This is a genomic window from Nonomuraea thailandensis (genome assembly GCF_024172165.1).
Classification (GTDB): Bacteria; Actinomycetota; Actinomycetes; order Streptosporangiales; family Streptosporangiaceae; genus Nonomuraea; species Nonomuraea thailandensis.
In genome coordinates, this window is record NZ_JAMZEB010000002.1 from 1,107,086 (window position 1) to 1,132,551 (window position 25,466).

The following is a 25,466-nucleotide window of genomic DNA, read 5'->3' on the forward strand; positions in this document are numbered from 1 at the left end:
TCCTGTACGGCCGGTCGGCCACGCTCCCGGCGGTGGCCGCGACGCCCCCGGGGCCGCCGCGTACTTCGTCTGCGGCGGCCCCGGTTTCGTGGCGGGCATGGTCGCGGAGCTGCGGGCGCACGGGGTGCCGGCGGACCGGCTGTTCAGCGAGCGCTTCGAGTGGTGAGATCAGACATAACCGGTCGAGCCGTCGGGCCGGATCGGCAACACGCGCTCCCAGCGCACGTAGTCGTCGGTCCCCAGCACCGACTCGTCGATCTCCACTCCCCAGCCGGGCCGGTCGGGCCGCAGCTCCAGGTACCCGTCCACCGGCAGGTACGGGTCCGGGCACCAGGTGGTCTCGCACGGCTTGTACTCGACCAGCTTGAGCCCGTGGTGCGCGGCGGCGAAGTGCACGTTCACGGCCGTCGCGAGCGGCCCCATCGGGTTGTGCGGGGCCACGCTCGCGTAGTGCGTCTCCGCGATCGTGGCGATCCTGCGCATCTGCGCCAGCCCGCCGACCACGCACACGTCCGGCTGCACGATGTCGGCCCCGCCCGCCGTCAGCAGGGCCAGGAAGTCCTGCGGCAGGAACAGCGACTCGCCGGTGGCCAGCGGCACGTCGAGCTGGGAGCGCAGGTGCCCCCAGGCCGGGATGTACTCGGGCCTGATCGGCTCCTCGAACCACAGCGGGTCGTACGGGGCCAGCGCGTTGCCGAGCTGGATCGCCTGGCGCGGCTCGAAGATGCGGGCGTGCGCCTCGAAGGCGAACTCCCACTCCACCGGGTGGATCGAGCGGATCTCGGCGAAGTAGCCGGCCGCCTCCCTCACCACGTTGCCCCAGCGGCCCGCGTACAGGTCGCGGCGGTACGGGCTGAGCTTGAAGGCGGTGAAGCCGTACCGGTCGTGCATCTCCTGGGTGAGGTCGCGGCAGGCGGCCGGGTCCGGCGCGGTGTAGACGCCGCAGTAGACGGGCACGCGGTCGCGCACGTTGCCGCCGAGCAGCATGTAGACCGGCAGCCCCGCCGCCTTGCCCGAGATGTCCCACAACGCCTGGTCGATGGCCGCGATGGCGGCCAGCCCGATCGCGCCGGGCGGGAACCTCGCCTCCTGCAGCAGCCGCCGCACGACGTACTCCACCCGCCGCGGGTCCACGCCCTCGATCTGCTGGAACATGTACTCCAGGACGGGGATCAGCGCGTGGTCGGGCCCGTGGTTGTACGCCTCGCCCCAGCCGGACACCCCCTCGTCGGTCTCCACCTTCACCAGCAGGCGCGGGCGGACGTCCACCCGCTGCATGTACGTCCGCAACGCGGTGATCTTCATGCTGCTCCCTCCTGCCAGGCGGCCAGGATCGCGGCCACCTCCTCCCGTACGGCGGCCGGCAGCGCCCGGCTCGGCGGGCGCACGTCGCGGCGGCACAGCCCGAGCTGCGCCAGGGCCTCCTTGACCACCGCCACGTTGTCGGCGGAGGAGTCCGCGCCGCGCAGCTCCTCGAACCTCCTGATCAGCTCCCACACCTCCATCGCGGCGGCGTACTCGCCGGCCCGCAACGCGTCGCGCATGCGCAGCGTCAGCTCCGGCGCCGCGGTGACCAGCCCGGAGGTGAAGCCGCGGGCGCCCACCGCCCAGTACGCCGGCGTGTACGGCTCCGCCAGCCCGCACAACCACGCGAACCGCTCCAGCCCGGCATCCCGCGCCACCGACGCGAACCTCACCGGATCGGGCACCGCGTACTTGACTCCGACCACGTTCGGGCACGCCTCGCCCAGCCGCGCCACCTCCTGGCCGGTGATCCGCGGGCTGCGGATGTACGGCACCACGCCCAGGTCGGGCACGGCCTCGGCGATCTGCCGGTGGTAGTCCACCCAGCCCTCGGCCGCCACGTACGGGTGCACCGGCTGGTGCACCATCACCGCGCGGGCGCCGTGGTCGCGTGCGTGCCGGGCGGCCTCGGCCGCCGAGAACGCGTCGAGCCCGACGCCGGCCAGCACGATCGCGCCGTCACCGGCCGCCGCCGCCGTGGACTCCAGCACCCGGCGCCGCTCGTCCGGCGTCAGCGCGTGGAACTCGCCGGTGTTGCCGTTGGGCGTGATCACCTTCACGCCCGCGCCGACCAGCCGGCGCACCAGCTCGGCGTTCGCGCCGAGGTCGACGGCGCCGCCCGCGTCGAAGGGCGTCACGGTGACGGCCGCGACGTCGTTCAGGATCTCGGTCAGGGACTGCACCTGTGCTCAACCTCTGCTCTCTGCGGGGATGTTCTCGTTCAGCGGCCGGACCTTCACCACGAAGCCGTAGATCAGTGTGCCCAGGATGGCCATCACCCCGGCGAACACCATCGGGCCCGTGTACGAGTTGCCGCTCATCGTCAGGAAGAACCCGATGAGGATCGGGCTGATGATGTTGCCGATCTGCGAGCCGAAGTTCTGGAAGCCGGCGACCGAGCCGATCACCGAGGGGGCGGGGGCGACCTCGGCGGGCAGGCTGAGGATGGCGGCGCCGGCGAAGGAGTGGGCGCAGTTGCTGATCGACAGCAGCACCAGCACGGCCACGTTCCCGTCCACGAACGTGGTCAGCGCGATCGTCGAGGCCAGCAGCATGCCGGTGATGATGGGCAGCTTGCGGGCACGGGAGATGGGCACGCCGCGGCGTACCAGCCAGTCGGAGAACGCGCCGCCCGCGATCGTGGCGCCCACCGCGAGCAGCGACGGGATCGAGCCGAACACGCCCAGCTCCAGGATCGTGAAGCCGCGGTCCTCGACCAGGTAGCTCGGGTACCACGTGAGGAAGAACGCGCCCGTCGCCGAGCGGCAGACGTAGCCGAGCACCAGCCCCCAGACGGTGGGGTAGCGCAGCAGCTCCACCCAGCGCACCCGCGGGCCGCTCTCGGGCACGGCGGCGTCGCCGCCCTCGATGTAGTCGAGCTCGGCCTGGGAGATGCGGGGATGCTCACGCGGCGAGCGGTAGATCATCCACCAGCCGATCACCCACAGCATGCCGACCACGCCGATCACGACGAACGCCGCGCGCCAGCCGAAGGCGGCGATCAGCGCGGTCACGACGGGCACGGACAGGGCCACGCCGGCCTGCTGCCCGGTGTCGAACAGGCTGGAGGCCAGCGCCCGCTCCCTGCGCGGGAACCAGGTGGCGACCACCTTGATGTTGGCCGGCTGCACGGGAGCCTCGCCGATGCCGAGGCCGAGCCGGGTCAGCAGCAGCGTGCCGACGCCGTGGGCCAGGGCCGTCGCGGCCGTCCACAACGACCACCACACGACGGCGATCGGGTAGATGAGGCGGGGGCCGAAGCGGTCGAGCAGCCATCCCGAGGGCAGCTGGAAGATCGCGTACGTCCAGAAGAACGAGCTGAGCAGGATCCCTTTCGTGGTCTGGTCGAAGCCCAGGTCGTCCTGCATGTAGGTGCTGGCGACGCTGAGGGCGGAGCGGTCGAGGTAGGCGATGGTCAGGCCGAGGCCCGACAGGGTGATGATCGTCCAGCGGAGTCGGGACCGTGCGCGTCGCGCCGTCGCGGGCACGGCAGGGGCGGGTGTTGCGGAGTTAGACTGCATTCAAGCTCCAGGCTGCAGGTCAGTGCAGTGGTCACGCCGGACCGCCGGCTCGCGAGCCCGCCGGCCGCCGCGCCAACGGCGTCCTGACGGGGATCCGTCCGGTCCGGGTGTGCGATGAACGGAGCCGTCTTCGCCGGTGTGGTCCGTGGCCGCGGGCCACACCGGACGGCTCGGGTTACGGGCCTCCTCAGGTGAGTTTTCTTCAAGTCCTAATTCACGCGACTGTAACGCAAAAGAGCGGTCATATACGAGATGCGATGTACGATATCTTTCATGTCATGAGTGAGGTCATGGCGTCCCCGGTCTTCTCCGGCCAGCCCAGATCGCTGTCTTCACGGGGCACGGTCGTCCTGGAGGCGATCAAGCACGCGATCCTGACCGGCGCGCTCCCGCCCGGCCGCCAGCTCGTCGAGACCGAGCTCGCCCAGCAGCTCGGCGTGTCCAAGACACCCGTGCGCGAGGCGCTCAAGACGCTGGCGGGCGCGGGCCTGGTGACGATGAGCGAGTACAAGGGCGCGACCGTGCGCGCGGTGGACGACGCGCTGATGGAGTGGGTCTACGACCTGCGCCTGCTGCTGGAGCCCGAGGCCGTCACCCGCACGGTCGAGCGCGGGGCCGACCTGAGCCCGGCCGCCGAGGCCCTGCGCCGCGCCGACACCGCCGCCGACCGCGCCGACCGCAGCCTCGCCAACCGCGACTTCCACCGCGCCCTCTACGCCGGCTGCGGCAACCCGCTGCTCGTCAGCACCCTCGACTCGCTGCGCGACCAGACCGCGCTCATCTCCGCGGCGGCCTGGGAGCGCGTCCCCACCTGGGAGGCGGAGGCCGACGAGCACCGCGAGATCCTGCGGGCCGCCGAGTCGGGCTCCGCCGCCGAGGCCGCGCGGCTGCTGCGCGAGCACGTGTGCCGGTTCGTCGAGCGGGTCAGGGAGAGCGGCGGCCTGTGATCCATCTCTCAGCCTGATCTTTGCCGGGAGCCGGGGCCCGGCACGTCCCTACGATGATCAACGATCATTCGGAGGGGAGTCCGTTGTCTGGGCAAGAACGCGTACGGGCCATCCTGGAGAGCCGTCTCGTGCAGCGGGCGGTCATCCTGGTCATCGTCGTCAACGCGATCACCATCGGCTGCGAGACCAGCGCGTACCTGATGCAGCGGGCCGGCGGCCTGCTGCACGCCATCGACCGGGTCGCGCTGGCCGTCTTCACCGTGGAGCTGGCCGCCCGCCTGTACGCCTACCGCAGGGCGTTCTTCAGGGACCCCTGGAACTGGTTCGACGCGATCATCGTCGCCGTCGCGCTCATCCCGGCCTCCGGCCCCACGTCCGTGCTGCGCGCGCTGCGCATCCTGCGGGCGCTGCGGCTGGTCTCGGCCGTGCCCAGCATGCGCCGCGTGGTCGGCGCGCTGCTGGCCGCCGTGCCCGGCATGGCCTCCATCATCGGGCTGCTGGTGCTGATGATCTACATCGCGGCGGTCATCGCCACCAAGCTCTTCGGCGACATCGTGCCCGAGCGCTTCGACGAGCTGCCGCGCTCGCTGTTCACGCTGTTCCAGATCATGACCGGGGACGACTGGGGGAACGTCGCCCAGGAGGTCATGGAGCAGAAGCCGTGGGCGTGGATCTTCTTCATCGTCTACATCCTCATGTCCACGTTCGTGGCGCTCAATCTGTTCATCGCGGTCGTGGTCAACGCCATGAACGAGGAGGGCGACACCCCGCCGGAGCTCGAAGCGGTCAAGCAGGAGCTGGCCGCGGTGAACGCCAAGCTGGACCAGCTCCTCATCCGTGAGCGCCCGGAGGAACTCCGCTCCGCGGCCGATCGTTGACGCGGGCGTCACACGTTCCGATCTTCGCTCGACAGGAGAACAAGAGCCGTGGTCTTCAAGAGGATGCTGGGTGCGTTCGGGGTAGGCGCGCCATCGGTGGACACCGTGCTGTCCACGCCGCGTACCCGGCCGGGCGGCACGCTGGAAGGAGAGGTGCGGCTCAAGGGCGGCGACTTCGACGCCGAGATCGAGCACATCACCCTCGGCCTCGTGGCGCGGGTCGAGATCGAGCACGGCGACGGCGAGGGCGCCGGGCTCAGCGAGTTCGGCAGCATGCGCGTCTCCGGCCCCTTCACCCTGCGCAAGGGCGAGGAGCGCACCGTCGACTTCCGGATCCCGGTCCCGTGGGAGACCCCGATCAGCGAGATCGCCGGCGGGCCGCTGCGGGGCATGGCCGTGGGCGTGCGCACCGAGCTGGCCATCGCCAAGGCCGTCGACAAGGGCGACCTCGACATGGTGGCCGTGGAGCCGCTGCCGTCGCAGCTGCGGATCCTGGAGTCGTTCCTGCAGCTCGGCTTCGCCTTCAAGTCGGCCGACCTGGAGGCGGGCCACCTGCGCGGCGTGCGGCAGGAGCTGCCGTTCTACCAGGAGATCGAGTTCTACCCGACCGGGCAGTACGCGGGGCGGGTGGGCGAGATCGAGGTCACCTTCGTCGCCGACCCGGCGGGCCTGGAGGTGGTGCTGGAGGCCGACAAGCGCACCGGCCGCTACTCCTCCAGCGACGCCATCGGCCGCTTCCACGTCAGCCATGAGGACGCGCTGCGTACGGACTGGGCGGGCGAGCTGGGGCGCTGGCTCGACGGCCTCTCCCAGTACGGCGGCGGCCACCACGGCGGTCATCACGGTGGCCACCACGGCCACCACGACGAGCACCACGGCCACCACGGCGGGCCCGGCATGGGCATGGTCGTCGCGGCCGGCGCGGCCGGTGTGGTGGGCGGCCTCGTGGCCGGTGAGGTGGTCGAGGAGGTCGTGGAGGAGTTCTTCGAGGGCGGCGACTGGTAACCCCACCGCGCTTCCGGCGCCCCGGCCACGGCCGGCCCGTGGCCGGGGCACGCCTCCGCCCAGTCCGTGGCCGGGGTCACGCCCCGGCCGGTCTGTGGCAGGGTCGCGCCCCCGCCGGAGCCGGGCCCGCGAGGCGGCGCTTGTGCCCGCGGCCCTCAACAGCCGTCGATCGAGCAGGCCGCGCCTGACGCCAGGCGGTCGCCCTGCCGGGCCGCGGCCCTGTCGATGGCCTCGTGCAGCCCGGCCCGGGTGGGCATGCCCTCGATCCGGATGTCCTCGACGAGGATCGTCGGGACGGCCGTGATGCGGTGCGCGGCGGCCTCGGCCAGCGCCGCCCGGTGGGCCCGGGCGTAGCGGCCGCCCTCCAGCGCGGCGCGGTAGTCGGTGGCGGACAGGCCGGCCTCGCCCGCGAGCCGCTCCAGGACGTCCAGGTCGCCGATGTCGAGCCCGTCCTCGAAGAAGGCCCGCAGCACGCGGTCGTGGTAGGCGCCGGCCAGGTCGTGCTCCTTGGCGAACTGGTAGCCCTCGAAGGCCAGGCGCGTGTACGGCTGCGGCGAGACGTCCGGCAGCCGGATGCCGACGCCCATGGACCTGGCCATCGGGTAGACCACCCGTGACCAGATGCCGCGCAGGTAGTCGCCCTCCGGGCGCAGCGTCGGGACGGGCTCGGGCCGCAGCTCGAACGGCATCCAATCGACGGAGACGTCGCGGCCGGCGGTGGCCTCGGCGAGCGGCTGCCCGGCCAGCAGGCAGAAGGGGCAGACGTAGTCGGACCAGACCTTGATGCGTACGGTCATGCGAGGATCCCTTTCAGCGGGCGAGCCAGGCGTCGAACGGTTCCCGGGCGCCGTCGACGGGGAGATGCAGCGGGGACAGCCGCCACTGTTCGACGGGGACGGCGAACAGGTCGTAGGAGGAGGCGTAGTCGAATCCGGCGGCCGCGGCGGCGTGCCGGTCGGCGGCGAAGACGATCCGGCCGATGCCGGACCACAGGGCGGTCACGTAGCACAGCGGGCAGGGCTCGCCCGAGGCGAGCAGCGTGGCCCCGGCCAGGGCGTGGGGCCCGTGATCGCGGGCGGCGGCGCGCAGGGCGACGATCTCGGCGTGCGCGGTGGGGTCGCGGTGCGCCCGGACCCGGTTGACGCCCGATCCGAGCACCGCGCCTGTGCCGTCCACGACGAGCCCGGCGAACGGGATGCCGCCGGCGTGGACCTCGGCGGTGGCCAGGGACACGGCCTGGGCCAGCAGCTCGGGGAGCCAGGCGGGCCGAGTGGCGTTCCGCGTCACGGTCAGATCCCCGCTGCGATCTTGAGGAGGGCGACGCCGCCGATGATGGCGGCGAACGAGGCGAGCTTGGCCGGGGTGATCTTCTCCTTGTAGATGAGGGCGCCGAGGATGACCGTGCCGATGGAGCCGACGCCGGTCCAGATGGTGTAGCCGACGCCGACGTCCAGCGTCTTGAGCGCCAGGCTGAGGGTGAAGATGCCGCCGGCCGCCGACAGCAGGGTGAAGACCGACGGCCACAGGCGGGTGAAGCCCCTGGTGGCGTTGGTGCCGAGGGCGAAGCCGATCTCGAAGACGATCGCGACGGACAGGTAGATCCAGGCCATGATGAGGCTCCTTGGGGATGAGGGGGTTGTCAGGCGGCGGACGGCTCGGCGGACGTCTCGGCGGACGCTGAGCGGTCGGCGAGCTTGAGGCCCAGGACGCCGCCGATGATCAGGACGAAGGCCAGGGCCTTCCAGAGGGTCAGCTGCTCGTCGAAGATCAGGGTGCCGAGGACGACGGTGCCGACCGAGCCGATGCCGGTCCAGATGGTGTAGCCGACGCCGACGTCCAGGGTCTTCAGCGCCAGGCTCAGGAAGAAGATCCCGGCGCCTGCCGCGGCGGCCGTGAGCAGGGACGGCCCCAGCCGGGTGAACCCTTCGGTGGCGTTGGTGGCCAGGGCGAAGACCACCTCGAAGACGGCTGCGACGAGCAGGTAGATCCAGGCCATCGAGACTCCTATATGCATGTACGTACAAATACTTGCTGGCGAGCAAAATGTTGCATGTACATGTATGCTTCTGTCAAGCCGGTTCCGAGCACGAAGAGGTCCCATGGATCACACAGCCGCCCCACCCGTCGCCGACACCTGGCAGCACGTGCTCCTGCTGCACTCCCTCGTGGAAGGCAGGCTCGCCACAGCGCTGCAGCGCAGGCACGGCATCGGCCTGTCGGAGTTCCGCGCGCTCGGCCACCTCGCCGCTTCCCCCACCGCCGAGCTGCGCATGCAGGAGCTGGCCGACAAGGTCGGGCTCAACCAGAGCTCGGTGACCCGCCTGGTGGCGCGGCTGAACGCGGCCGGTTTCGCCTACCGCGACCTGTGCCCGGACGACAAGCGCGGCGTCTACACGGTCATCACCGAGACCGGCCGGGCCAGGTACGCCGAGGCCGGCCGCACCTACGAGGAGACCCTGGAGGCCGCGCTGAAGGAAGCGGGGCAGGCGGACCCGCACCTGGCCACCGCCCTGACGACGCTGGGCCTCACCACCGCCCGCTGACCCTCCTCCGGCCCGGGCGGAGGTGGTCGGCCGTTCCCGGGCGGGTGCCGGGCGAAGGCGGCAGCGGTGGTCAGCCGTCCACGGGCAGGCGGCGGGCGAAGGCGGCAGCGGTGGTCAGCCGTCCACGGGCAGGCGGCGGGCGGCCACGCCGGCCCACCCCAGCCCGAGCGCCGTGATCATGAGCACCCCCGCCGCCCCCGTCCCGGCCGCCACCAGCCCCGCCGCCCCCGGCAGGAGGAGCTGCCCCGTGCGGTTGCCGACCAGGCGGAGCGACATCGCGCGCCCGCGCAGCCCGGGCGGCGCCGACTCCGCCAGCCACGACATGGTCATCGGCTGCCCCACCCCCAGCCCGAACCCGAGGACGACCAGCACCGGCACCAGCAGCCACAGCGGCATCGGCAGGGGAGTGACGAGCATGGCCGCCGCCGCCGCGACCGTGCCGGCGACCAGCAGCCTGCGCCGCCCCAGCGCCCGCGACAGCCGGCCGAGGAAGAAGCGCGACACCATGGAGGCCAGGCCGCGGACGGTCAGCAGCAGGCCGATCGTGCCCGCGGTGAGCCCGTGCTCGGTGCCGAGCGCCGGCAGGTAGACGAGCGTGATGTCCACGGCCGCCAGCACGACGCAGCTGGTGACCAGGGCGTGCGCGAGCCCGGGCCGGCGCAGCAGGGAACGCATGCCGCCGGCCGCCTCCCGATCCCCGGCCTCCGGGCGGGGGCTGCGGGGCAGCGGCACCGAAAGCGCGACGAGCAGCACGGCCAGGCCGCACGACCACAGGAAGATCTGCCCGGTGTCGGGGATCGCCCGGTCGCCGCCGAACGCGGAGATCAGCACCGGGCCGGCCGCCTGGCCCAGCGACGCCGCGAACGTGTAGCGGCCGAACGCGGTGTCGTGGCCGCCGCGCCCGGTGGTGTTGGCCACCAGCGCCTGCTGGGCGATCACGCAGCCGAGGTGCCCCGTGCCGAGCAGGATCCCTGCCGCGATCAGGCCGGGCACCGTGTCGCCGAACGCCAGGAACGCGGCCCCGGCCGCGGTGAGCGTGAGCGCCCCCGCCACGGCCATGCGCCGCTCGCCGTACCGGTCGGCGGCGTGCCCGGCGGGCAGGGCCAGCAGCAGCGGGGCGAGGGCGAAGCTCGCGCCGAGCACGCCCAGCCACGCCGCGGGCACGTCCAGCTCGATCGCCCGGTACGACATCGTGGGCCGCAGCACGAACGTCACGATCTGCGTGGTGGCCGAGTGGGCCAGCAGCACCGCCATCGCGTAACGCCGGTTCCCCTTGGCTGCTGACTCGCCCATTTGATCCCGTCTTGCCCGGAAGTGCTCGTTATAACTTACAACAGGCGAAGATCGGGGAGATCGTCGATCGTGCCGTCCGGCCAGGTGATCTTCCAGTCGTCGAACACCGGCGGTTGCCCGCCGTCGCCGACCAGGAGCGCGGCGGCGTACCAGCGGCCGGGCTCCGCCTCGCCGGGCGTCGCGCACCACGGGGCCAGCGTGCGCTCGCCCAGCGGGGTGGCCGCCACCTCCGTGCCCGACTCGCCCAGCCCCGGGCCTCCGGCCACCCGCGTGGCGGCACCGCCCTCGGGCGCCGGCCAGCCTCCCACCCGCAGCCTGCCCGCCTGCCCGGTCAGGCGGGCCAGCCGCACCTCCCACGCCCCGCGCACGACCGAGACGACCTCCACCTCCGGCCCGTGCCGCATCGGCGCGCCCGCCCTGGAGTAACCGTGATCGGGGCCCGGCCCCTGCTCGCCCCAGTGCGCCCGCCAGCGCGACGACCCGACCAGCGTGCCGGACGCCAGCACGCGCACGGGACCGGCGGTGAATCCGGTCCTGTGGCTGGCGCGCCCCTCCTCGTCCAGCACCACCACGGACTGGTCCAGCGGGTCGCCCGGCAGCGGGAACGTGGCCGTCGAGTAGCCGAGCCGCGCGTACAGCGGCGCGTCGGCCAGGTCGGAGCCCGGGCGCGAGTGGTCGGTGCCGTGGTTGACCACGCGGACGACGCCGTCCGCCCGGGTGCCGCTGACCAGCCAGCCGGGGGCCCGCACGACGCGCGTGAAGTCACCCCGCTCCACCGGCAGCGGCTCCTCCACGGCCGTCCACACCGGATGATCGGCCGGCAAGGACAGCCCGAACAGCCCCTTCGCCGCCCAGTACGGCGAGCCGGGCCCGGAGTAGTCCTGCGCGATCGCCCGGTGGGGCCCGTGCCACCCGAGCGTGAGTATCCCGTCCTCGTCGGGCGCGCCGTGCTCGGCGAAGTGCCGCACGATGCCGGAGGCGGCCCGCCGTAGCAGCCCGGGCGAGCCGACCCCGGCCCTGGCGCCCACCCAGAACGGCGTGGCGGCGGCGAAGCGGTAGGCCAGGCTGCGGCCCTGGATCAGCGGCGAGCCGTCGCCGCCGACCAGGTGCACGGCGTCGTCCAGGAACCGTTCGAGGCGAGCCAGGTGACGCGGGTCCGGCGCGCGGCCCGCCATCTCGCTCCAGAGCAGCGGGTAGAAGTGCAAGGCCCAGCCGGCGTAGTGGTCGTAGGCACGCTCGGCGCCGTCGGCGTACCAGCCGTCCTCGCGTTCGAAGCTCTCCGCCAGGGCCAGCCCGGCGTCGATGTCCTCCTGCGCGTGCGGCCCGCCGACCGAGGCCAGGAACTGCTCCACCACGATCTGGAACCACACCCAGTTGATCGGCGGGTACGCGGAGCCGACCGCGGGAGCCAGGTAGTCGACCACCTGCTCCCGCACCCGCGGCGGCAACCGGTCCCACAACCACGGCCTGGTCAGGTGCAGGACCAGCGCGATGGAGGCGGCCTCCACCTTGGCCTGCCCGTGCTCGTCCAGCCGGACCCAGCGGTCGGGGTGGTGCGGGTCGGTACCGGCGCCCAGGCCCCGCGCGTACCACTCCATCAGGCCCAGCGGGTCGCGCCCGCCCTCGCCCGCGACCCGGAACCCGGCCGCTAGGAACGTGCGCGCGAAGCCCTCCAGCGCGTCCACGTCGGGGCCGTAGCCGCCGGGCGCGCCGGGGAAGCTCACGCGCGCGTGGGAGGGGGAGGCGTGGCGGCGGGCCGACAGGAGCAGGCGGTCGGCCAGATCGGCCCAGTGCTCCCTGGTCCAGCCCGTGTAGGGGGAGATCATCCCGCCACGGAAACACGCCGCGGCCACATCCCACAAGACGGCGACCGCGCAGCGCGGACACACTCGTCCACCTCGCGGGTGAGCACCACCTGGCCACCGGGGGCTCGCCCGCTACCGGCGTGCCCGCGCATGCTTGGCCCCAAAGCCGGAACCTGGGGGCGGAGTCATGGATGCGGTGACGGCCGCGGGTCTGGGGGCCGTCGGGGGAGCGGTCATCGACAGCAGGCCGTACGAACCCCGCCCGGCGAGGACCCGCCGGGACCTCACCCTGTGGCAGCGCCACTGGACCTCGCTCCTCGGCCTGCCGCCCCCGGCGCCGGGACCGCCGCGCGAGCGCAGGCCGTGGACGCTGTCGGTCGGCCGGGTGCTGCTCCCGCTGGCGGTGACGGGGACGGCGATCGCCTTCGGCATGGTCGTGATCCGCCCGATCGCGGGTCCGGGCCCGACCGACGTCGGAAACCCCGGCGGGACGTTCACGGCGGACCCGGGCGGCCCGGACACCGCACGCCCGGGCATGACGACGCCCGCGGCCGGCTCCGCCCTCTTCGACGAGGTGGTCGCCCTGCCGCTTCCCGCAGGCGCGGACGAGCCGGGCCCATGGCGGCTCACGCGGGCGGGCGTCGCCGCCGCCGCCCTGGACGACGCGGACTTCGTCCTCACCCGCGACGCGATCTACGTGGCCGAGAACCGCGCCTTCGTCGTCACCTCACGCGAGCGGTGCCTCTCGCCCGCCAGAGGCGGCACCGTGGCCGGCGGACGGGTCAGGCCGCACCAGCGGCTGTGCATCCTGACCCGTGCCTCCGACCTCGCGTACGTCGTCTTCGACGAGCCAGCGGGCGGTGAGGTGAACGCCGCGATCACTGTCCGGGCCGCCGGCTAGAACGTGACCAGCGGGTCCCCCACGAAGTCGGCGATGAAGTTGACGAAGAAGAACCCGAAGAACAGGAAGTTCAGCACCAGGATGACGTAGTGCCACGGACGCGGGCGAGCGGGCCGCGGCAGCTTGCTGTTCAGGTACATCAGCAGGAACGGATAGATCAGCGCCCCCAGGTTCGACATGTTCGCCGACCATTCGACCAGCCCCACCGGCAGCGACTGGAAGATGACGATCGAGATGACGACGAGCAGCAGGAGCATGAACGGGTAGTAGAAGCGCCGCGGGTCGCCCTCGATCAGCCTGCGCAGCCGCGGGCTGGTGGCGTTGGCGGCGTCGGTCGTCACCCGCACCATGGCCTCGAAGATGCCGAGCTGCGTGGAGAACAGGATCAGCACCCCCACCACGAGCGCGACGTAGAAGGCCACCTGCCCGTACTCGTCGCCGAGCGCGCTGGCCACGAACGTGGGCACGTTCGCCCGGGTGGGCCGCTCGCCCGACATCGCGACGGCCTGGGACATGAGGAGGGTGGGCAGCAGCATGCCGAGGATGGCGCCGACGAAGAACACGCCCCACATGTCCACCATGAGCAGCCGGTACCAGCGCCGCCACAGGCCGCGGTTGCGCTCGTCGTCGGGGAAGGTGACGCCGCTGGCGCGGATGGTGCTCCGCTCGCCGCGCAGCCCTGAGATGTAGCCGACGCGGTGGCCCATGCCGTAACCCTTGTCGCGGTAGTGGCCCATGACGTACCAGTTCAGGCCGGAGGCCAGCGCGGTGAAACCGGCCAGGCCGCCGAGCTGGGTGGCGGTGATCCCGGCGGGCGGGGCGGCCGGGGTGACGAAGCCGCGGATGCCCTCCCACCACTGGCTGAACGGCACCACGAGCAGGTCCACGGCCAGCAGGGCGAGCAGGATCGTGCCGACCATCACCCAGTTGGCCAGCTCCAGCGCGCGGCTGACGCGCCGGGCGGCGGCGGTGATGAGGAACACCAGCACCAGCAGGCCGATGGCCCAGAACCGCGGCTCGGCGGCGTCGGCGGCCGGGGGGACGCCGTGCACCAGCGCGTACACGCCCTGCCCGGCGGAGGCGGCCCAGCCTCCCGCGATGAACGCGAAGATCACGATGAGGACCGACAGCGGCACCCACAACATCCACCCCGGCGGCACCCGCCCCCAGCCGACCACGGGCGTCTCGCCGGTCGCCAGGACGTAGCGGGAGCATTCGACGTTGTAGAACGTCTGCAGCAGCGCCGAGACCAGGATGACCCAGCCGACGCCGACGAATCCGTACTGCCCCACGTTGAGGGGGCCCAGCAGCCACTCGCCGCTGCCGATCGAGATGCCCAGGGCGATCAGGCTCGGACCGACGGCGTACTTGAACAGTTCCTTGGGGCCGATTCTGGAGACCTTGAAGACCTCCTCCGGCGTGGGCAGGTCGGTGACTTCGAGATCGGGACGGCTGACTCCGAGTGGATGCGACATGTCACTGCCTCCTGTGGCCCCCAGGGTGATCCCTAAGGGCGGAGGCATCAAGACCCAAAAGCGTCAGGCGTACTGGAGATCGGCCTTGACGATGAGCCCGTCACCGATCGTGAAGTCGTAGTGCGCCCGCCAGCCGCCGGATCCGCCGGGAGCCCAGTGGACGAGCAGCTTCTGCCCGTCCGCGCGCCGCTCGGCGACCGACAGGACCCGTAACGTCCCGCCGATCACCTCGTCGCCCGCCCACCGCCTGATGGCGTCGTGCCCCTCGATGCTCCGGCTGACGTCGACGATCACGGCGTCCGGGGCGAAGGAGGCCACCAGGGCGTCGAGGTCGCCGGCGTTCACCGCGTCCACGTACGCCTGCCCCGCCCGGCCCACGCCGGCGACCGCGCCGGCGACCGCGCCGGAGGCCGTCGCGGCCGGCGGCGAGGGGGTGGGAGTGCCGGGCGCGGGCGGTGCGCCGCAGGCCGCAGCCAGGAGCGGGACGAGCGCGACGACGGCCGTTCGGCGTGAGTGCTTCCACATGGCCCCGATCATGCGGCCAGGTCGCCGATCCCGTCCAAGAGCTGTGGTTATAACCAGCGGTTATAGCTACTGAGCGTGACAATTCGACGGGATTTTCAGGGCGTGCCGTTACGCAGCGTTAGGAAAGCACTACGTACAGTCGAAATCGATGTCACGACCGTGACTACAGGGGGAGATCATGAAAATTACGCTCATAGCGGCAGGTGGCGCGCTTGCCACTGCCGCCGCACTCGTCGTGCTGGCCACGCCGGCCACCGCCGTCCAGGCCGACTGCAACCTCTCGCTGGGCGACGCCACGCGCTCGCTGGGGATCGACGCCTGGGGCGTCTACGCAGGCAAGCGCGACGCCAAGGCGTGCGAGAGCGACCACGTGGCCCGCGACAAGCAGGAGTACGACAAGACGGAGTACAAGACGGAGTACGACAAGCGCGAGTACGACAAGTGGAGCCACGACAACGGCGCCTACTGGAACAACGCCAACTACTGGGGCGCCCAGGACCACGACTCCGCCGCCTACTGGGCGCCGAGGCACTATGGCAACCACCGCTGGGGCTACGGCGACAACTGGGGCCAGAGTGACCAGGACTGGTCCGCCTCGCCTTACAGGTTCTGACCGGAGGCCGGTCCCGGCCGGCTCCGCGGCTTAACCCGGCATGGTCCCGGGGCACCACGTGGCCCCGGGGCCTTGTCATCTCCGCTGACGGCCCCTCGGAGGGGCCGACGCTCACCGATCGACGATCTCGTTCTTCCCGATCACCACGACCCCGCCCCTGGTCAGCGCGAACCGCGTGCGGTCGTAGTCGAGGTCGAACCCGATCCGTGCCCCGTCGGGGATCACCACGTTCTTGTCGATGATCGCCTTGCGCACGATCGCGCCCCGCCCGACCTTGACGTTCTCCATCAGCACGGAGTCCTCCACCAGCGAGTGCGAGTGGAGCACCACCTTGGGCGACAGGATCGACCTGATCGCCGTGCCGCCGGAGACGATCACGCCGGGGGACACCAGCGAGTCGATCGCGCGGCCCACCCGGTCGCCGTCGTTGTGCACGAACTTGGCCGGAGGCAGCGGGTCGTGCCCGGTGAAGATCGGCCACTTGTCGTTGTAGAGGTTGAAGATCGGGTGCGCCGAGATGAGGTCCATGTGGGCCTCGTAGTACGCGTCGAGGGTCCCCACGTCACGCCAGTAGCCGCGGTCGCGCTCGCTGGAGCCGGGCACGATGTTGTTGGCGAAGTCGTACACGTCGGCGCCGCCCGACTTGACCAGCATCGGGATGATGTTGCCGCCGAGGTCGTGCTTGCTGGTCGGGTCGAGCGCGTCCTCCCGCAGCGCGTCGATCATCGACTGCGTCTTGAACACGTAGTTGCCCATCGAGGCGAACACCTCGTCGGGCGAGTCGGCCAGCCCCACCGCGTCCTTGGGCTTCTCCCTGAAGGCCACGATCCGGCGGCCCTCGGGGTCGGTCTCGATGACGCCGAACTGGTCGGCCAGCGACAGCGGCTGCCTGATCGCCGCCACCGTCACGTCGGCGCCGGAGTCCTCGTGCTGCTCGACCATCTGCCGCGGATCCATGCGGTAGATGTGGTCGGCGCCGAACACGATCACGTGCTCGGGCATCTCGTCGTAGATCAGGTTCAGGTTCTGGAACAGCGCGTCGGCGGAGCCGGAGAACCAGCGCGGCCCGAGCCGCTGCTGCGCGGGCACCGGCGTGACGTAGTTGCCCAGCATCGCCGACAGCCGCCAGGTCCGCGAGACATGCCGGTCGAGACTGTGGTTCTTGTACTGCGTCAGCACGACGATCTTCAGGAAGCCGCCGTTGGCCAGGTTGGACAGCACGAAATCGATGAGCCGGTACATCCCGCCGAACGGCACCGCCGGTTTGGCTCGATCCGCCGTGAGCGGCATGAGCCTCTTGCCCTCTCCACCTGCCAGCACGACCGCAAGCACCCTCCGGGACCTCATGCCCAGGACGCTACCCTCAAATGGCCGATCTATCGACGAAACCCCGCACGGTGAGCTCCTTTCTTGTCCGGTTTTGGGGTTCAAAGTACGAACCGGGCTTGCCGACCTTGGGCTTGTCGATGTGTTTTTCTTGCCTGGACCCCCCTTAAGGTCGTGTCATGCGTGTTGATCTGCTCAGCCGGGAGTATCCGCCCGAGGTGTACGGCGGGGCCGGGGTGCACATGGAGTACCTGGCCAGGGAGCTGCGGAAGCTGGCCGACGTACGCGTGCGCTGCTTCGGGGCCGAGCGCGACGAGCCGGGCGTCTCGGCCTACCGAATGCCGGGCGGGCTGGCGAGCGCCAACGCCGCGCTGCAGGTGCTCGGCGTGGACCTGGAGATGGCCGCCGCCTGCGAGGGCGCCGACGTGGTGCACTCCCACACCTGGTACGCCAACTTCGCCGGCCATGTCGCGAAGCTGCTGCACGGCGTGCCCCACGTGATCACCACGCACAGCCTGGAGCCGCTGCGCCCGTGGAAGGCCGAGCAGCTCGGCGGCGGCTACGCGATCTCGTCGTGGGCCGAGCGCACGGCCCTGGCCGCCGCGGACGCGGTCGTCGCGGTCTCGGAGGGCATGCGCCGCGACGTGCTGACCGCCTACCCGGAGATCCCGCCGGAGAAGGTCACCGTCATCCACAACGGCATCGACACCGCCCAGTACGTCCCCGACCCCGGCACCGGCGTGCTGGAGAAGCACGGCGTGGACCCGGCCAGGCCGTACGTCGTCTTCGTCGGCCGCATCACCCGCCAGAAGGGCCTGGTCCACCTCCTGCACGCGGCGCGCTCCTTCGACCCGGCGGCGCAGCTCGTGCTGTGCGCGGGAGCGCCCGACACGCCGGAGATCGCCGCGGAGGTGACCGAGCTGGTGCGCGGGCTCGACCGCGACGGCGTCCTCTGGATCCAGGAGATGTTGCCCAAGCCCGAGGTGATCCAGCTCCTGACGCACGCCACGGTGTTCGTCTGCCCGTCGGTCTACGAGCCGATGGGCATCGTCAACCTGGAGGCGATGGCCTGCGAGACGGCGGTGGTGGCGACGGCGACCGGCGGCATCCCGGAGGTGGTCGCCGACGGCGCGACAGGGCTGCTGGTGCCCATCTCGCAGGCCGCCGACGGCACGCCGCACGACCCCGAGCGCTTCGCCGCCGACCTCGCCGAGCGGGTCAACGCCCTGCTGGGCGACCCGGCGCGGGCGCGCGCCATGGGCGAGGCGGGCCGGGCTCGCGCCATCGAGCACTTCTCCTGGACCCGCATCGCCGAGCGCACGGTGGAGCTCTACGCCTCGCTGGGCGCCTGACGGAGCCCCGCGCGCGTCCTAGACGAGGCCCCTGCGGCTGGCCTGGGCGCCCGCCTGGAAGCGGGTCTCGGCGTTGAGCTCGTCGAGCAGGTGCCGCAGGCGGCGGCGCAGGCTGCGCGGGCTGGTGCCGAGCTGCCGGGCGATGGCGTCGTCCTTGAGCCCGGCCGCCAGCAACGCCAGCAGCCTGCGGTCCTCCAGGCCCAGGCCCGCGCCGGGATCACCCTCGGGGGCGAGCTCCGGCGACCCCTGCGACCACAGCTCCGGACGCACCGGCAGCGCCTCCTGCCACAGCCGCTCGAACAGCTCCACCAGGGCCACGACCATGGTGGAGCCCCTGATGAGCACCCCGCGCGTGAGCGGTGGGTCCATGTGCAGCGGCATGACCGCCCGCGACCGGTCGACCAGCGCCATCTTGAACGGCAGCCACGGCAGGATGCGCGCCTCCTCGCCCGCCCTGATGAGGCTGCCCACCTCGTCGAGGGCCCCCGCGTGCTCGAAGGCCTCGGGCACGTAGAGGGTGCGGTAGCGCACGCCGTTGCGCAGCAGCTCGGTCTGCAGCGGGTTGTGGTAGTCCAGCACGTACGGGGGCCGGTCGAAGGTCAGCACCTCCTCCTTGGCCTCCTGCTGCAGCCTGACGTACCAGCGGGCCTGCTCCTCGGGCCCGGCCAGCACCTCGAACTGGTCGCCGCCCTCGGGGTCGGTGCCGACGTCGCGGAAGGCCGCCTCCAGCTCGTCGGCCGTGTCGGTGAGCCGGTCCAGCTCGCTCTGCATGTCGCGGACGAGCGAGCGGATCGCGGTGCCCGGGTTCGTCGCCGTCCAGCGGGGCGAGCGCCCCCACAGGCGGCTCACCAGGCCCCTGACCCGGAGCCTGCTCAGAGACGACTGGATGCGCCCGGCGCTCTCGCCGCTGCGCATGACCAGCTCCTGCACCGTGATGCCGGGGCACGCCAGCACACTGCGGTAGATCCGTTCGTCGAACGCGCTGATGCCGACGATCTCCAGCGCCCGGCTGTCCTCCTGCACGTGCTCGATCTTGGCCGTTTCCGGCAGTTGCCGCAATAGGCCACCGACGCCACCTTGTCACCAAATTTCACTGACAATTAGAAAACGGGATGTGCAACAGAGAACGGCCCTTCTGGGCGTCGTGTTACTGGCCGCCACGGCGATCGCCGTACCGGCCCAGGCGGCGCCCGCCCAGCCCACCGCCAAGCTCCGACCCGCGAAGACGATCACCCTCATCACCGGGGACAGGGTCACCCTCCGCGAGCTGCCCAACAAGCAGACCCAGCTCGACGTCGCCGCCGGCCCCGGCCGAGAAAAGATCAACTTCGTGCACCGCAGGTCCGCGGACGGGCTCAGCATCGTGCCCGTGGACGCGATGCCCCTGCTGGCCGCGGGCACCCTCGACCCCCGGCTCTTCGACGTCACCCGGCTGGCCGCGCTCGGCTACGACGACGCCGCCAGCCCCCAGCTCCCGCTGATCATGACGTACGCCGACGGCGCCGGCGCCGCCACCCTGCGCGCCGCCGGCGGGCGCCCGCTGCCCGCCATCAACGGCGTCGCCAGGAAGGAGCCCCGCACCGGCGCGCTCTGGCAGACGCTGACAGGACAGGCGCGGACCGCGACCGCCCCCGCGAAGATCTGGCTCGACGGCAAGGCCAAGATCTCCCTCGACGTCAGCGTGCCGCGCATCGGCGCGCCCGCCGCCTGGGCGGCCGGCCACACCGGCCAGGACGTCCCCGTCGCGGTGCTCGACACCGGCTACGACCCCGGCCACCCCGACCTGCAAGGTCAGGTCGTCAAGAGCGAGAACTTCACCGCCGAGCCGGACGTGCGCGACCTGAACGGCCACGGCACGCACGTCGCCTCCACGATCGCCGGCACCGGCGCCGCCTCCGACGGCAGGCGCAAGGGCGTCGCCCCCGGCGCCCGGCTCATGATCGCCAAGGTCTGCGGCCAGGACGGCAACTGCCCCGACTCGGGCATCATCGAGGCCATGACCTGGGCGGCCGAGAACGGCGCCCGCGTCGCCAACCTCAGCCTCGGCAACGCCGACGCTCCAGGAATCGACCCCCTGGAGCAGGCCGTCAACAGCCTGTCCGCCGAGTACGGCACGCTCTTCGTGATCGCCGCGGGCAACGACGGTCCGGAGCGGCTCGGCTCACCCGGCTCCGCCGACCACGCCCTGTCGGTCGGCGCCTCCTACCGCGACGCCGACACGGTCGCCCAGTTCAGCAGCACGGGCCCGCGCCCCGGTGACGGCGCGGTCAAGCCCGACCTGACCGCCCCCGGCGTGGGCATCGTCGCCGCCAGGGCCGGCGCCCCCGAGGGCAGCTCGGGCGACGAGCTGTACACGGAGATGAGCGGCACGTCCATGGCCACCCCGCACGTGGCGGGCGCGGCGGCGATCGTGGCGGGCCTGCACCCCGACTGGAAGGCCGAGCGCATCAAGGCGTCGCTGATGGCCTCCACCGCCCCCGGCGACGAGCTGGGCGCCTACATCCAGGGCTCCGGCCGCGTGGACGTCGCCCGCGCCGTCGCCCAGCAGGTCACGGCCGAGCCCGCCTCGCTGAGCATGGGCGACGTCGAGCTGCCCGACACCGCGCCCAAGGAGCGCGCGCTCACCTACCGCAACGACGGCGACACCGCGATCCGGCTGGAGCTCAGCGTGATCGCCAAGGACGGGCACGGCGAGACCGCGGCCCCGTTCAGCCTCGGCGCCGACGCGGTGGAGGTGCCCGCGCGCGGCACCGCCCAGGTCACGGTGACCGCCGAGCCCGGCGGGACCGGCACGTTCAGCGGGACGGTCATCGCCAGGGGCGGGGACGTCACCGTACGCACAGGCATCGGCATGCGGGTCACGCCGGAGAAGGCCGGGCTCAAGCTGACCTTCACCGGCAGCGACGGCCGGCCCGCCGCGAACGCCTTCGCCGGGGTCATCGACCTCGACACCAAGGAGCAGACCAACTACGACATCTCCGGCGGCAACCTCGACCTGCGGCTGGACAAGGGCCACCGGTACACGGTGGTCTCCCTGATGGCCGACCACGACGGCGCCATCGTCATGGCGGCCGAGCCGGAGTTCGCCCTCGACGCCGACCGCACCGTCACCGCCGACGCCCGCCGCGCCGAGCCGGTGGACGTGCGCACGCAGGAGCCGACCGCGCGGCTGGCCATCGGCATGCTGGGCATGCTGCAGCTCGTGGACGGCATGCAGCCCCTCGGCGTGGACGTGGACCTGGCCGGCATGTGGGGCGCCGAGCGGATCGAGGGCATCAAGGCCATCCCGACCACCCGCACGGCCAGCAAGAAGTTCGCCTACTACCGGTGGACCCAGTGGGCCCGGCCGAAGGCCGACGGCTCCTATGACGCCAGCCCGTACTTCTACCACCTGATGAAGGCCGAGCCGCGCATCCCCGCCGACCCCGGTTACCGCCCGCGCCGCCGTGACCTGGCCGAGGTCACCTCCACCTACGCCGCCCAGCAGGACGGCAAGACCGGCGAGCACATGGCACTGCCCGTGCTGTACGGGACCGAGCTGGCCTGGATGCCCTACGTGCACGTGGCCCACGTGCCGCTGCCGTTCCGCAGGACCGAGTACTACACGCCCGGCGACACCGGCTGGTACCCGTCGTTCGCCCAGTACAAGCTCCCCCCGGAGGGCATCGACGACCTCGACCAGTTCTTCTTCGGCCGCACCACCGTCTACCGCGCCGGTCAGAAGAGCACGGAACGCTGGAACGGCGCCGTCTTCGGAGCCGCGCTCAACCCCGACGGCGACGTCAACTGGCGTGAGGAGAACATGATGCAGTTCGCCGTCTCGCTGTTCGACGACGGCAGGGCCGAGCGTCACTCCATCGGCAACTACACGGCTCCGCAGGCCAAGCTCTACCGTGACGGCAAGGAGATCTACAGCACGAGCGACTACCTGCCCGGCTGGATCGACGTGCCCGCCGAGCAGAAGGAGAGCGAGTACCGCCTCACCATGAGCGCCGACAGAGACGCGGCCATGACCAGGCTGTCCACCCGGGTCAGCGCCGAGTGGCGGTTCCGGTCGAAGACGCCCGCGGCGGGCGAGCGGCAGCTCCTGCCGCTGCTGGCCGTCAAGATCGACCCTGAGCTGGACGAGCACAACCGGGCCTCCACGGGCCCCATGCGGATCCCGCTCAGCGTCCAGCGCCAGGCCGGCTCGCCCGATCTGAGGCTGCGCACGCTGACCGCCGACGTCTCCTACGACGACGGCCGCACGTGGCTGCCGGCCGTGGTGCACCCGTCGGGCAAGGACGCCTGGTCGGCGCAGACCTGGCACCCGGTCCAGGCGCGCGGGAAGTTCGTCTCCCTGCGGGTCAAGGCGGTGGACGGCGGCGGCAACGCCTTCAGCCAGACCGTCGTCAGGGCCTACCAGGTCAAGTGAGCCGGGGGAGGTCCCGCTCCGGCGGGACCTCCCTGTCAGGCGGCGCGTTCGAGCACGACGACCGGGATCTCCCGGTCGGTCTTCTTCTGGTACTCGTCGTAGTCCGGCCAGGTGCGCGCCATGACCTTCCACATCTCCGGCTTCTCGCCGGGGGCGGCCGTGCGGGCGCGGGCCTTGAACCTGTCGCCCTTCACCTGCACCTCGACGTCCGGGCTGGCCTGCAGATTCTTGTACCACCCCGGATGGTCGGCGTCGCCGCCCTTGGACGCCACCACGAGGTAGGCGTCGCCGAACGGCTGGTAGATGAGCGGAGTGGTGAAGGGGCGGCCGGACTTGCGCCCCTTGGTGGTCAGCAGGAGGACGGTGGTGTTGTTCCAGTCGTGTCCCTCCGCGCCGTCGGTCTCCTGGTAACGCCGGACATGTTCTTCGCCGTAGAGCATGCAGCCGAACTACCCACCTCGACCGTGACCTCACCGTTACTCGACGCGGTCTGGACGAGAAGTTAACGTGGTTGGCACACCCCTTTCTGTAAGCGCTTCCACCCTTCAGGGGAGTGGAAGCGCTTACACAGGAAGAGAACCACCATGGACGTGACCATCTACGAAGTGGCCAGGCGGGCGGGCGTGTCGATCGCCACCGTGTCCAGGGCGCTGCGCGGCACCGGCCCCGTCGCCGCGAAGACGCGGGAGAAGGTGCTCCAGGCCGTCGAGGAGCTCAACTTCACGCCCAGCCGCCTGGGCGTCAGCCTCGCCGAGGGCCGCCACGCCGCCAACGGCGTCGTCTTCCCCGACCTGGCGGGCCCGTACTACGCCGAGGTCCTGCTCGGCTACGAGGAGGTGGCCTCCGAGCTGGGCCGTTCGGTGATCATCCTGTCCACCAAGGGCCGCACCAGGGTCGGCGACCTGATCAAGGACCTGGCCGGCCGGGTGGACGGCATGCTGATCTTCGGCCACACCGTGCCCGAGCCGCTGGTCGCCGAGCTGGTACGGCTCGGCGTGCGCCTGGTGTTCCTCTCCCGCGACCCGTTGCCCGGCGCCGGCACGCTGCGCAGCGAGAACACCGCCTCCGCCCGCGCGCTGGCCGGGCACCTGCGCGGCCACGGCTACGAGCGCTTCGCCTTCCTCGGCGCCCCGCTCACCAGCCACGACGACGTGGACGAGCGCTGGCAGGGCGTCCGGGGCGTGCTCGGCGGGGCGATCGAGGCCGTCGGCACCGGCCACTACACCGTGGAATGCGGCCACGAGGCCGCCACCAAGCTGCTCAAGGGCAGGGACAGGCCCCGGGCGATCATCTGCTCCGACGACGAGGTGGCGCTGGGGGCGCTGCTCGCCGCCGAGGAGCTCGGCCTCGACGTGCCCGGCGACGTGGCCGTGACCGGCTGGGACGACATCATGGCCGCCCGCCACGCCCGCCCGGCGCTGACCACCGTGCGGCAGCCGATGCGCGAGCTCGGCGCCCGGGCCGCCCGCGCGCTCGACGAGCTCATCACGGGGGCCCGCGACACCCCGAGCCACATCGTCCTGACCACCGAGCTGGTCATCCGCTCCAGCTGCGGTCACCACCCCCAGGAGGTTCCGACGTGAACACCACCACCCGGCGCGCCGCGGGCGTGCTGGCCATCACGATCGTGGCCGCGGGCTGCGGCCGCGGCGCGGACACGGCGCCCGAGCAGGCGCGGGACGTCACGACCGGCAAGATCGCGGGGGAGGTCTCGGTCTGGGCGATGGGCGAGGAGGGCAAGGCGCTCGGCGCCTTCGTCAAGGATTTCGAGAGCGCCAACCCCGGCGTCAAGGTCAACGTGACGGCCATCGGCTGGGACGTGGCCCACGACAAGATCACCTCGGCGATCGCGGGCGGCGCCACCCCCGACGTGAGCATGATCGGCTCGACCTGGTCGGGCGAGCTGGCCAAGACCGGCGCGCTGGAGCCGACGCCCGGCAACCTGGTCGACAAGTCGGCGTTCTTCCCCGGCGCCTGGCAGACCGTGGACATCAACGGCACCGCGTACGGCGTGCCGTGGTACGTCGAGACCCGCGTCCTGTACTACCGCACCGACCAGGCCGAGAAGGCCGGCGTGCAACCTCCGGCGACGTGGCAGGAGTTCACCGCGTTCGTCCGCGCGCTCAAGGAGAAGGGCGGCGCGAGCCGCGGCTTCAACCAGAGCTACCAGCTCGGCGCCTCCTGGCAGGAGGTGCTGCCGCTGATCTGGCAGGCCGGCGGCGAGATCGTCAAGGACGGCGAGTACACCTTCGACACCCCCGAGGCGGTCACCGCGCTCAAGCAGTACGCCTCGCTGTTCGAGCAGAAGCTGGCCCCCACCGACACCCCCGCGGACGCCTTCCCGCAGACCTTCATCAAGGGCGAGGTCGGCGCGTTCTACTCCGGCCCGTGGATGATCGGCGTGCTCGGCAACGACGGCGGCCCGGGCTTCGCGGACAAGTTCGACGTCGCCCCCTACCCCAAGGGCCCGGTCTCGGCGACGAGCTTCGTCGGCGGCGCCGACATGGCGGTGTTCAAGAAGGCCGGGAACCGCGACGCCGCCTGGAAGTTCATCCAGTGGCTGAGCGAGCCGAAGGTGCAGGCCAAGTGGTACACCACGGTCAAGGCGCTGCCCGCCGTGCAGGCGGCCTGGCAGGAGCCCGAGCTCAAGGCCGACGAGCAGCTCGCGGTCTTCGGCGAGCAGCTCAAGGACGCCAGGACGCCGCCGCCGTTCCCCACCTGGGAGCAGGTGGCCAGGGTGCTGGAGGCCGAGCTGGAGAAGCTGGCCCGCGGCCGGTCCACCCCTGAGCAGACGGCCAAGGCGATCCAGTCGCAGGCCGACACGATCGGCACCGGCCTGTAAGC

24 protein-coding genes are annotated in these 25,466 nt (G+C 71.8%); 10 read left to right on the forward strand and 14 right to left on the reverse strand.

Annotation, left to right across the window (positions count from 1 at the left end):
• Positions 1-168: 168 nt before the first annotated feature.
• The 3 genes from HD597_RS09160 to HD597_RS09170 are packed head-to-tail and all read right to left on the reverse strand — an operon-like array spanning position 169 to position 3,545.
• Positions 169-1,305: a mandelate racemase/muconate lactonizing enzyme family protein gene (locus HD597_RS09160; RefSeq protein WP_253741455.1), complete on the reverse strand. Its 1,137-nt coding sequence runs from the start codon at positions 1,303-1,305 to the stop codon at positions 169-171.
• The gene (locus HD597_RS09165; RefSeq protein WP_253741456.1) at positions 1,302-2,207 is read right to left on the reverse strand and encodes a dihydrodipicolinate synthase family protein; all 906 of its coding nucleotides are present in this window, start codon (positions 2,205-2,207) and stop codon (positions 1,302-1,304) included. The genes HD597_RS09160 and HD597_RS09165 overlap by 4 nt, the downstream gene beginning before the upstream one ends.
• Positions 2,208-2,213: 6 nt before the next feature.
• Positions 2,214-3,545: an MFS transporter gene (locus HD597_RS09170; protein WP_253741457.1), complete on the reverse strand. Its 1,332-nt coding sequence runs from the start codon at positions 3,543-3,545 to the stop codon at positions 2,214-2,216.
• 278 nt (positions 3,546-3,823) lie between these two features.
• On the opposite strand from HD597_RS09170, the gene HD597_RS09175 reads away from it, so the two are divergent.
• The 3 genes from HD597_RS09175 to HD597_RS09185 all read left to right on the forward strand — a co-directional run bounded on the left by HD597_RS09175 (position 3,824) and on the right by HD597_RS09185 (position 6,375).
• On the forward strand, positions 3,824-4,492 hold the full coding sequence (locus tag HD597_RS09175; RefSeq protein ID WP_253741458.1) for a GntR family transcriptional regulator: 669 nt from the start codon (positions 3,824-3,826) through the stop codon (positions 4,490-4,492).
• Between the two features lie 83 nt (positions 4,493-4,575).
• Positions 4,576-5,370: an ion transporter gene (locus HD597_RS09180; protein WP_253741459.1), complete on the forward strand. Its 795-nt coding sequence runs from the start codon at positions 4,576-4,578 to the stop codon at positions 5,368-5,370.
• Between the two features lie 48 nt (positions 5,371-5,418).
• Complete coding sequence (locus HD597_RS09185) at positions 5,419-6,375, forward strand: sporulation protein (protein ID WP_253741460.1); 957 nt, start codon at positions 5,419-5,421, stop codon at positions 6,373-6,375.
• Between the two features lie 155 nt (positions 6,376-6,530).
• Here the strand turns inward: HD597_RS09185 and HD597_RS09190 are convergent, their stop codons facing one another.
• Genes HD597_RS09190 through HD597_RS09205 form a run of 4 tightly spaced genes read right to left on the reverse strand, consistent with a single transcriptional unit; the run spans position 6,531 to position 8,371 of the window.
• Positions 6,531-7,172 carry a DsbA family oxidoreductase gene (locus tag HD597_RS09190; protein WP_253741461.1) on the reverse strand — a complete coding sequence of 214 codons (642 nt, stop codon included), beginning with the start codon at positions 7,170-7,172 and terminating at the stop codon, positions 6,531-6,533.
• A 13-nt stretch (positions 7,173-7,185) separates the two neighbouring features.
• Positions 7,186-7,662, reverse strand: a complete 477-nt coding sequence (locus tag HD597_RS09195; protein ID WP_253741463.1) for a nucleoside deaminase — start codon at positions 7,660-7,662, stop codon at positions 7,186-7,188.
• Between the two features lie 2 nt (positions 7,663-7,664).
• The gene (locus HD597_RS09200; RefSeq protein ID WP_253741464.1) at positions 7,665-7,985 is read right to left on the reverse strand and encodes a DMT family transporter; all 321 of its coding nucleotides are present in this window, start codon (positions 7,983-7,985) and stop codon (positions 7,665-7,667) included.
• Positions 7,986-8,014: 29 nt separating this feature from the next.
• Entirely contained in the window at positions 8,015-8,371 is a 357-nt protein-coding gene (locus HD597_RS09205; protein WP_253741466.1) for a DMT family transporter, read from the reverse strand.
• Positions 8,372-8,474: 103 nt separating this feature from the next.
• On the opposite strand from HD597_RS09205, the gene HD597_RS09210 reads away from it, so the two are divergent.
• On the forward strand, positions 8,475-8,918 hold the full coding sequence (locus tag HD597_RS09210; RefSeq protein ID WP_253741468.1) for a MarR family winged helix-turn-helix transcriptional regulator: 444 nt from the start codon (positions 8,475-8,477) through the stop codon (positions 8,916-8,918).
• A gap of 114 nt (positions 8,919-9,032) precedes the next feature.
• Here the strand turns inward: HD597_RS09210 and HD597_RS09215 are convergent, their stop codons facing one another.
• Positions 9,033-10,211 (reverse strand): MFS transporter, encoded by a 1,179-nt coding sequence (locus HD597_RS09215; protein ID WP_253741470.1) that lies wholly within the window; start codon positions 10,209-10,211, stop codon positions 9,033-9,035.
• A gap of 35 nt (positions 10,212-10,246) precedes the next feature.
• Entirely contained in the window at positions 10,247-12,037 is a 1,791-nt protein-coding gene (locus HD597_RS09220) for a DUF2264 domain-containing protein (protein ID WP_253741471.1), read from the reverse strand.
• Between the two features lie 166 nt (positions 12,038-12,203).
• Here HD597_RS09220 and HD597_RS09225 point away from each other — a divergent pair, with 166 nt between their 5' ends.
• Positions 12,204-12,917 (forward strand): hypothetical protein, encoded by a 714-nt coding sequence (locus HD597_RS09225; RefSeq protein ID WP_253741473.1) that lies wholly within the window; start codon positions 12,204-12,206, stop codon positions 12,915-12,917.
• On the opposite strand, the gene HD597_RS09230 is transcribed toward HD597_RS09225, so the two are convergent.
• Both HD597_RS09230 and HD597_RS09235 read right to left on the reverse strand, forming a co-directional pair.
• Entirely contained in the window at positions 12,914-14,392 is a 1,479-nt protein-coding gene (locus HD597_RS09230) for an Nramp family divalent metal transporter (protein WP_253741475.1), read from the reverse strand. The genes HD597_RS09225 and HD597_RS09230 overlap by 4 nt on opposite strands.
• Before the next feature lie 63 nt (positions 14,393-14,455).
• Positions 14,456-14,917 carry a nuclear transport factor 2 family protein gene (locus HD597_RS09235; protein WP_253741476.1) on the reverse strand — a complete coding sequence of 154 codons (462 nt, stop codon included), beginning with the start codon at positions 14,915-14,917 and terminating at the stop codon, positions 14,456-14,458.
• A gap of 178 nt (positions 14,918-15,095) precedes the next feature.
• On the opposite strand from HD597_RS09235, the gene HD597_RS09240 reads away from it, so the two are divergent.
• The gene (locus tag HD597_RS09240) at positions 15,096-15,530 is read left to right on the forward strand and encodes a hypothetical protein (protein WP_253741477.1); all 435 of its coding nucleotides are present in this window, start codon (positions 15,096-15,098) and stop codon (positions 15,528-15,530) included.
• A gap of 111 nt (positions 15,531-15,641) precedes the next feature.
• Here HD597_RS09240 and glgC read toward each other — a convergent pair whose 3' ends face one another.
• Positions 15,642-16,877 carry a glucose-1-phosphate adenylyltransferase gene (gene glgC, locus HD597_RS09245; RefSeq protein ID WP_185103078.1) on the reverse strand — a complete coding sequence of 412 codons (1,236 nt, stop codon included), beginning with the start codon at positions 16,875-16,877 and terminating at the stop codon, positions 15,642-15,644.
• Positions 16,878-17,035: 158 nt separating this feature from the next.
• Between glgC and glgA the strand changes: the two genes are divergently transcribed.
• Positions 17,036-18,208 (forward strand): glycogen synthase, encoded by a 1,173-nt coding sequence (glgA, locus tag HD597_RS09250; RefSeq protein WP_253741479.1) that lies wholly within the window; start codon positions 17,036-17,038, stop codon positions 18,206-18,208.
• Positions 18,209-18,226: 18 nt separating this feature from the next.
• Here glgA and HD597_RS09255 read toward each other — a convergent pair whose 3' ends face one another.
• Positions 18,227-19,267, reverse strand: a complete 1,041-nt coding sequence (locus HD597_RS09255; RefSeq protein ID WP_253741482.1) for a TrmB family transcriptional regulator — start codon at positions 19,265-19,267, stop codon at positions 18,227-18,229.
• Positions 19,268-19,322: 55 nt separating this feature from the next.
• Here HD597_RS09255 and HD597_RS09260 point away from each other — a divergent pair, with 55 nt between their 5' ends.
• Entirely contained in the window at positions 19,323-22,622 is a 3,300-nt protein-coding gene (locus tag HD597_RS09260) for a S8 family serine peptidase (protein WP_253741484.1), read from the forward strand.
• Between the two features lie 35 nt (positions 22,623-22,657).
• On the opposite strand, the gene HD597_RS09265 is transcribed toward HD597_RS09260, so the two are convergent.
• On the reverse strand, positions 22,658-23,062 hold the full coding sequence (locus tag HD597_RS09265) for a nitroreductase family deazaflavin-dependent oxidoreductase (RefSeq protein ID WP_253741485.1): 405 nt from the start codon (positions 23,060-23,062) through the stop codon (positions 22,658-22,660).
• Between the two features lie 144 nt (positions 23,063-23,206).
• On the opposite strand from HD597_RS09265, the gene HD597_RS09270 reads away from it, so the two are divergent.
• A complete protein-coding gene (locus tag HD597_RS09270; protein WP_253741487.1) occupies positions 23,207-24,205 on the forward strand; it encodes a LacI family DNA-binding transcriptional regulator in 999 nt (332 codons plus the stop codon).
• A complete protein-coding gene (locus tag HD597_RS09275; protein ID WP_253741490.1) occupies positions 24,202-25,464 on the forward strand; it encodes a sugar ABC transporter substrate-binding protein in 1,263 nt (420 codons plus the stop codon). Before HD597_RS09270 ends, HD597_RS09275 begins: the two co-directional genes overlap by 4 nt.
• The last annotated feature ends 2 nt before the right edge of the window (positions 25,465-25,466 follow it).